At 45.9% G+C, this 6,213-nt stretch carries 5 protein-coding genes and 1 pseudogene; all 6 read right to left on the bottom strand.

Features of this window, described 5'->3' with window-relative positions:
- Nucleotides 1–92 (bottom strand): annotated as a pseudogene (locus tag ACFIMW_RS08605) (phage tail protein); the annotation flags it as partial.
- A 13-nt stretch (nucleotides 93–105) separates the two neighbouring features.
- Nucleotides 106–2,442, bottom strand: coding sequence for a phage tail tape measure protein (locus tag ACFIMW_RS08600; protein WP_375697393.1), 2,337 nt, complete (start codon nucleotides 2,440–2,442; stop codon nucleotides 106–108).
- A 131-nt stretch (nucleotides 2,443–2,573) separates the two neighbouring features.
- Entirely contained in the window at nucleotides 2,574–2,987 is a 414-nt protein-coding gene (locus ACFIMW_RS08595) for a hypothetical protein (RefSeq protein ID WP_375608793.1), read from the bottom strand.
- A 41-nt stretch (nucleotides 2,988–3,028) separates the two neighbouring features.
- A complete protein-coding gene (locus tag ACFIMW_RS08590) occupies nucleotides 3,029–3,547 on the bottom strand; it encodes a phage major tail tube protein (protein WP_375608794.1) in 519 nt (172 codons plus the stop codon).
- The gene (locus ACFIMW_RS08585; protein ID WP_375608795.1) at nucleotides 3,544–4,833 is read right to left on the bottom strand and encodes a phage tail sheath C-terminal domain-containing protein; all 1,290 of its coding nucleotides are present in this window, start codon (nucleotides 4,831–4,833) and stop codon (nucleotides 3,544–3,546) included. The genes ACFIMW_RS08590 and ACFIMW_RS08585 overlap by 4 nt, the downstream gene beginning before the upstream one ends.
- Before the next feature lie 180 nt (nucleotides 4,834–5,013).
- Nucleotides 5,014–6,213, bottom strand: a 1,200-nt coding sequence (locus ACFIMW_RS08580; protein ID WP_375608796.1) for a Bgr_08870 family protein, incomplete at its 5' end; no start/stop codon positions are given.

Here is a 6,213-nt window from a genome sequence, read left to right as displayed (position 1 = left end):
CATGAAGCAGAAAACTCTTCCTCAAAGGATTGGAAATTCAGCCAGTCCACATAAAAAAGATGTGGTCCTAACATCAGTAAAGGATCTCTCATAGACGCCCTCCCCTTATTCTGTCCCGCCATGCAGCGCATTAGCGCGTGCCCGTTGCAAAGCATGGGCAACCGCACGACCAGTGGCCATGGGTTCACGCGCCCCATTGACATGCACCGTGACATTTTGATTGTGTGTGATGGGGGAACGGTCTTTGTCTCTTTGCTCTCTCGCAGATGAATTTACAGGAGAAGCTCCCGCAAATTGTGCAATCGGTTGAATGGTTGTTTTTCCTCCCAAAAAACTTGGCAAAAACTCTCTTACATCAATCGACCCAATCCACCCCTTCATGCGGCTGGGCAAAGATTTACAAAAATCCATCAATTGTGAGATAGATGACATAAAGCCATCGACAATCGAATTAGCCAGATCTTCGCCCGCTTGTTCCATACCAGCCTTGGCACTCTCCGAGAGCTTTTCCTGTGTAAAAAAACTCTTTAACCATTGCCAAAAGTTGGAAAAGCTTCGTTTAATGCCCTCCCACAAATTGCCAAACCACTCGACAACAGAGGAAAGTCCTTGTTTAAACTTTTGCCAATGGGAAGAGAAGTCGAAAGCAGCAGCAATGATGTTTTTCCATTTGGTTATGGTGGTAGTATCGGCACCAAAAAAGCGCATGACGGCTTCAAAGGCACGCCCCCAAGCCCGAGATACCCCCCGTGCAAAGCCTTTGACAAAAGAAGAGAAACGGTCCCAGTATTTCCACAAAGCAAAACCAGCAGCAAGGATGACAGCCACAACAGCAGCAATGACAGCCCCGATCGGAGTAAAAATACCCCCCACAACAGAGGAAAGACTTGCCCCAACCACTTCGATCACTGTCCCAATAAAGCCAAAAGAGGCAGAAAATGCACTTCCTGAGACAGCTATCCCTCGTAAAGCCCCCACAAGTAAAGTCATTGGGCGAAGAAGACGCAGTGCACTCCCACCAAGCCCTGCTGCCATTAAACCCAATGAGCGCCCTGCAGCCAATAGCCCTCGCCAGCTTGCAGAAAGACCACGACTAACAGCCCCCATCTTGATAAAAGAGCCTATCAATTGAAGAAGCCCAAGGCGTGTCCCGGCCATAGTAAAACGCAACACACGCAGAGCAATATTAAAAGCCATCAGAGCGGCAATGGTTTTGATAATGGCGCTTGTTAAAGCAGGATGGGCGTTCGCCCATGCCATCAAACCATTGACAAATCCCCCAACACTTTCCATCAAACTGTTGAGAGGAGGCAGAAGCACTTCACCAATGCTAATCCCCAAAGCCACAATGCGGTTTTGTAAGAGTTCAAATTGTCGCATAGCACCGGTTGCTTGTTTGTCGGCTTCTTGTTCTACCGAGCCTTTAAAGACTTGTGGATCTTTCACATAATCTAAAGCTTGCCCTAACAATTCAGGGTTACCCACCAATTTGGCAAAATCGCCGGTAAAATCGCGCCCCGCAATGGCAATCAGCGAACGCATCCCTTGTTCGGATTTGCCCAACACATTAAAAAAGCGCACCAAGGTACCGGTGGCATCTTTGTCGAGATCTTGCATGAATTTTTCGCGGGAAAGCCCAATATTAGCAAAAGCATCTTCAATATGTTTGCCCCCAGCCTGAATGCGCGCACTCATCGCATTAAAACCACGCGCGGCACTCTCAGGAACAATCCCAGCAGAAATCATCGCTGTACCAAATGCCGCGGTTTCGCGGGCTGTCAACTTAAACATGGTTGCTGCACCGGTGGCACGATTGGTAAAATCAGACACCTCACTGGCCTTTGCCGCCATGTGGTTAGAGAGATGATTGATGGCATCGCCTAGATCTTCAATGCCTGCTTGATTAAGCTTAAAGACATTGCGCAACTTGGCAAAGCGCTCCCCAATCTGATCCCCCGTCATATCAAAAGCAACAGCCGCTTTGGCTGCATAAATGCTAAAAGCTTCTAAATCTTGTTCACCAATCCCTGCTTGGCTAGCACTGGTCATCAATTCTAAGACTTCACGAGCAGCCAAAGGGATTTTTGTAGAGGTTTCAAGCGCAAAACGGCGCAATTCCTTTAAGCGATTAAGGGGGGCATCCAGAACCTTTTCCAAGCCCTTCATCGATTGATCAAATTGCATGGCTTTATAAAGGGGGGCAATTAAGGTTTTGGTTTGCGCAATCGCCCCCACCATACGCCCCCGCGCTTGGATAAAAGCATTTTCTGCATTCTTTGTCGCATCCTCAAGATGCTCCGAGTCAAACCTCCCTTTAAAATGCTTTCGTGTCTGGCTTTGGAAATGCGCAACATCGGCACTTAAGGCTTTTAAGTCTCGCTTAGCAGAAGCTATCCCCTCTTGCAGATGATTGACAAAACGCACAACAAGGGAAACATCCATGATCGTCTCTTATCCTAACTGATGGCTTTCATATTCTTGAGCTTTCAGGCGTGCTAATTCGCTGCGATAGGCAATCACATCCAGCCAATCCATCTGATTAATTTCTGAAGGCGCCCAGTGATAATAAAGGGCTAGTTCTGCCCCAAATTGTCTGGCAGAGAGGATTGGCGTTGCGTAAAAAAAGCAAAAAAAGCCTTCAATATTGCGACAATATCTATCACATCAACTCGATCAATCAATTCAATAGATTCATGTGACATATCAGCCAAAAGTGCTGTGATGCCTTCTGTTGCCTCACTTGTGAACAAAACTTGAGAAAGCTTCGTGATAAGCACATCATTGCTCAAAGTTGTTTTTTGCTCTCCAAACTCAGGAAGCAGCAGCTCTGTCAATTGTGGTCCAATGAGCACCGCTAATTGCTTGGCATGCTTAAAAGTGGGGCGATAAAAGGTCAGTTTCTTGCAGAGAGATTCTTTGCCTCCTTTATCCTGATAAGGAAGCGGAACCTGCAACTCTACATCAATGCTGGTTTGTAAACTTGTCATGATCAATTCCTATAAATGAGAACCCTATCAATAATGAGAGCTTATAAGTTGAGAATAGAGCGGCGGCGAGAACCGATCTCTTGCCCGTTGCGCACAAGCCAGCCACCCCGTTTAAAGGAAAAGCGATGCAAAACAGAACCATCCCAAAATTCCGTATAATCCCAAATATTTTTGATCTCGCAATCATAGCCTGTCGCTTTTCCAGCCGTTAAGCCTTCGCTATCGACTTTGACCAACCGCCCTGTCACATCAATGGAATGTTCATGCTCACGCCCATCTTCTTCAGAGATCACATGTTTTTTGCCAGTGAATTTATGACGAAGACCAGGAGGACCACCAAAGATGCCGATGACCTCAGGGGTATGGCTGCGGATTTTCATTTGCATGCTCAAAGCTTTGACACCAAGACCGCTCACATCAATCTGCATATCAGAGCCCCCTGGTTGATAGGTTTCTGTGATTTCTTCCAACGTAGGTAATTTGAGGGTTTCAAGATCAAGATGAAGATTAACATCATCATCAACAATCAGGGTAAAACCGCGAACAATTCTTAAAGTCATATGTCGCTCCTTGCTGCTTTGCGATAACCCTCTAGCGTATCGCCAAAGGCATAAATCATTTTATTTTGGATATCTTCAGCAAGCCGATTAAAGTAAGCTCCATTGCGCCGGCTGCCAAAGCTTAAATCTTCTAGAGGCGGCACTTCTTCTGCATCAAATTCCACCCGCAATTTCCCCAGTTGTAAATTGCTGTTGGAATTTAAATCACGGTCAAACCAAACCCGCCCACCAAGCAGTGCACCGCGTGCAATCATATCATCAAGAAAGCTGGTCAAAGAGCGGGTAATGGCAATAACATGTTGACCAGTCAGGTTTTCATCATTGGCCCAAGGGCGCAAATTATTGATGATGGTTTTTTCCAGTGCTGCACGGGTGCGCACCACATTGACAAAACGCCAAAGCGGATCACTAGAGGTGGTATGGTTGCCCCATAAAATGCGCCCATTGGAAGCTACTTCTCCCTGCCCATTTTGACTAAGGCGCGCGGGAATAAAGGTGGCAATATCGGCTTTATTGAGACGATTTGCCTCATGATCAATTTCCCCATCAAAATAGCTAATGGGGCGTGCTGTCCCTAAAATGCCATGCACATCTTGATTGGAAGGAGACCAAAAAACACCGCCCCTTTGCTTGTCACGTTTGATAAACATGGCTGCTGCAAAAGGACTTGCGGGTTTTATACTCACACCTCCATCAGAATTTGCCACCCGTACAAAGGGATCAATCAAATAACAAAAGCGTGAGGAAAAATCTGCACGATAAGCAAGACTTTCTTCCGTGTTTTTACCCCCCGTATCAAAAACCGCAATCGCTTGTAGCTTTTCTGCAACCTGTTCTAAAGCGTCTGCCACAGGGTTTTTGCCATTGTCAATCCGCCCTGCACTATAAGCCGGTGCCAAGAGAATTCCAGGTTCCACACCCAAATGCCCTCTAGCATGCGCTAAGGCATGCACACCGGTCAAAGCTGTATTGGATCCCACCATTTCGGTTTGTGTCTCAGCAATGGTTGACTTTTCTTCCACACGCACAAGGATCACTTGTGCCTCAATCCCTTGCGCGCGCACAGCGTTAATCACATCAAGAGCTGTGCCCCTTCGCCCAAGCTTTTGGATTTTCTCACCCTCATGTGTAAAAACTAACACAGGCTCGTTGAGGGGAAAAACTTGGTTATCAGCATCAGGGGCTGTAACAACCGCCCCAAGGGCGGTTTGGCTAAACATCTCTAAGGGTCGTGAGGCTTGACCATCCTCAACAAGGCGGATACCATGATTAAATTCTGTTGCCATTTTGCTCTCCACATTAATGAAGAGACTATAACAACACTCATCCTCTCTCATAAGCCTGACACTGTCAGTCAAAAAGCCCTTTAAAAGGGCTTTGAAAGAGTGATAAAAAGATTTAAAAATCATACAAGCTCGCTTATACAATAGCTATCCATTTGACTTGTGCTATTTTTAGTTTTGTATTTAATCTTTCCATAATCTTATAAGGACAGCGCCATCAACTCCAGCGCCACTTGTATAGGAATCTCTAACAGCTCCAGCACCGCCACCACCAAAACCACGCCCTCCTTTTCCTGAAGTATAGTTATGTTGTGCTAGTCCTCCAGGACCACCCCTTGATGTATCACCTCCAGCATCACCGCCATCACCGCTTATCTTGCCAGTAATTCCACTCGTTCCAGCATAACCATTTCCCCCTTTGGCTAATCCTGGATGTCCGTCTGTTGCTAAACCAAAATTTTCCCCAATGCCCCCAGCACCACCAATGCCTGAATAGTAATAAGTATTTCCCCTTGATGTATTATAATAAGCACCCCCACCACCATGTCCTCCTGTAGCGGTAATAAAATTTTTGCCAACGGTCGTTGTTCCTCCAGAGTTTCCTATTGCATACCGCCCTGAAACAGAAGCTCCCCCCTTACCAATTGTGATATCTTCATGATCCTTTAAACTGGCTTTATAGCCATACCAGACTGAACAACCGCCACCGCCGCCACCTCCTCCTAATCTTGGCGTATCCGATCCGCCACCACTACCACCGCCACCCCATGCTTGGATTTCTAACCTAGTTTGGTCTGTTACCCAATCGGGCCACTGAATTTTCCCATCTTGCGTATAGAGCAATTCAGCATCAGCAATAATGAGTTTATTAATCAAATCTTTTTTGATGTTTTTAATTTCCTGCTTGAGAATATCTATTTCTGCTTTTGTATAAACAAGATCACCATCGACTTTTAAAGGTCCTTTAAGCAAGCTTCCGTTTGTGTTTAAATCGGTAACCACTTTGCCATTATAGATGAGGTTCAACGACGAATTGCCCAAAAGCTCTAAGGCACCACTCATAGTCACTTTGCTGGTAAATTTATTGTAATTTTTCCATTCATTTGGGCTGGCTAAGCGTCCATAGCTTGTGAGATCTTCGTTAAGCTTGGCTCTAAAATCGTCAAGACCCACGATATCTTCGGTTTTATGTTGATGCGCGCCTAACAGTGAGACAGCACTGCCAAAGGTGAAGTTATTATTGCTTGATTTATAGAGAACATAATTATTTGCGGCATCTTTGGCGCCCTCGATATCCCTTAAATCGGCAAAAGTAAAGGTTTTATCCGCTGCCATCTTGCCATTGAGAGCGCTTTCTAGATCTGCGATTTCGTTGATCGTATG

The organism is Bartonella sp. AC329YNZD (genome assembly GCF_042196685.1).
Lineage (GTDB): Bacteria > Pseudomonadota > Alphaproteobacteria > Rhizobiales > Rhizobiaceae > Bartonella.
The sequence above is the reverse complement of the archived record's forward strand: the minus strand, read 5'-3'. Positions and strand labels throughout refer to the sequence as shown.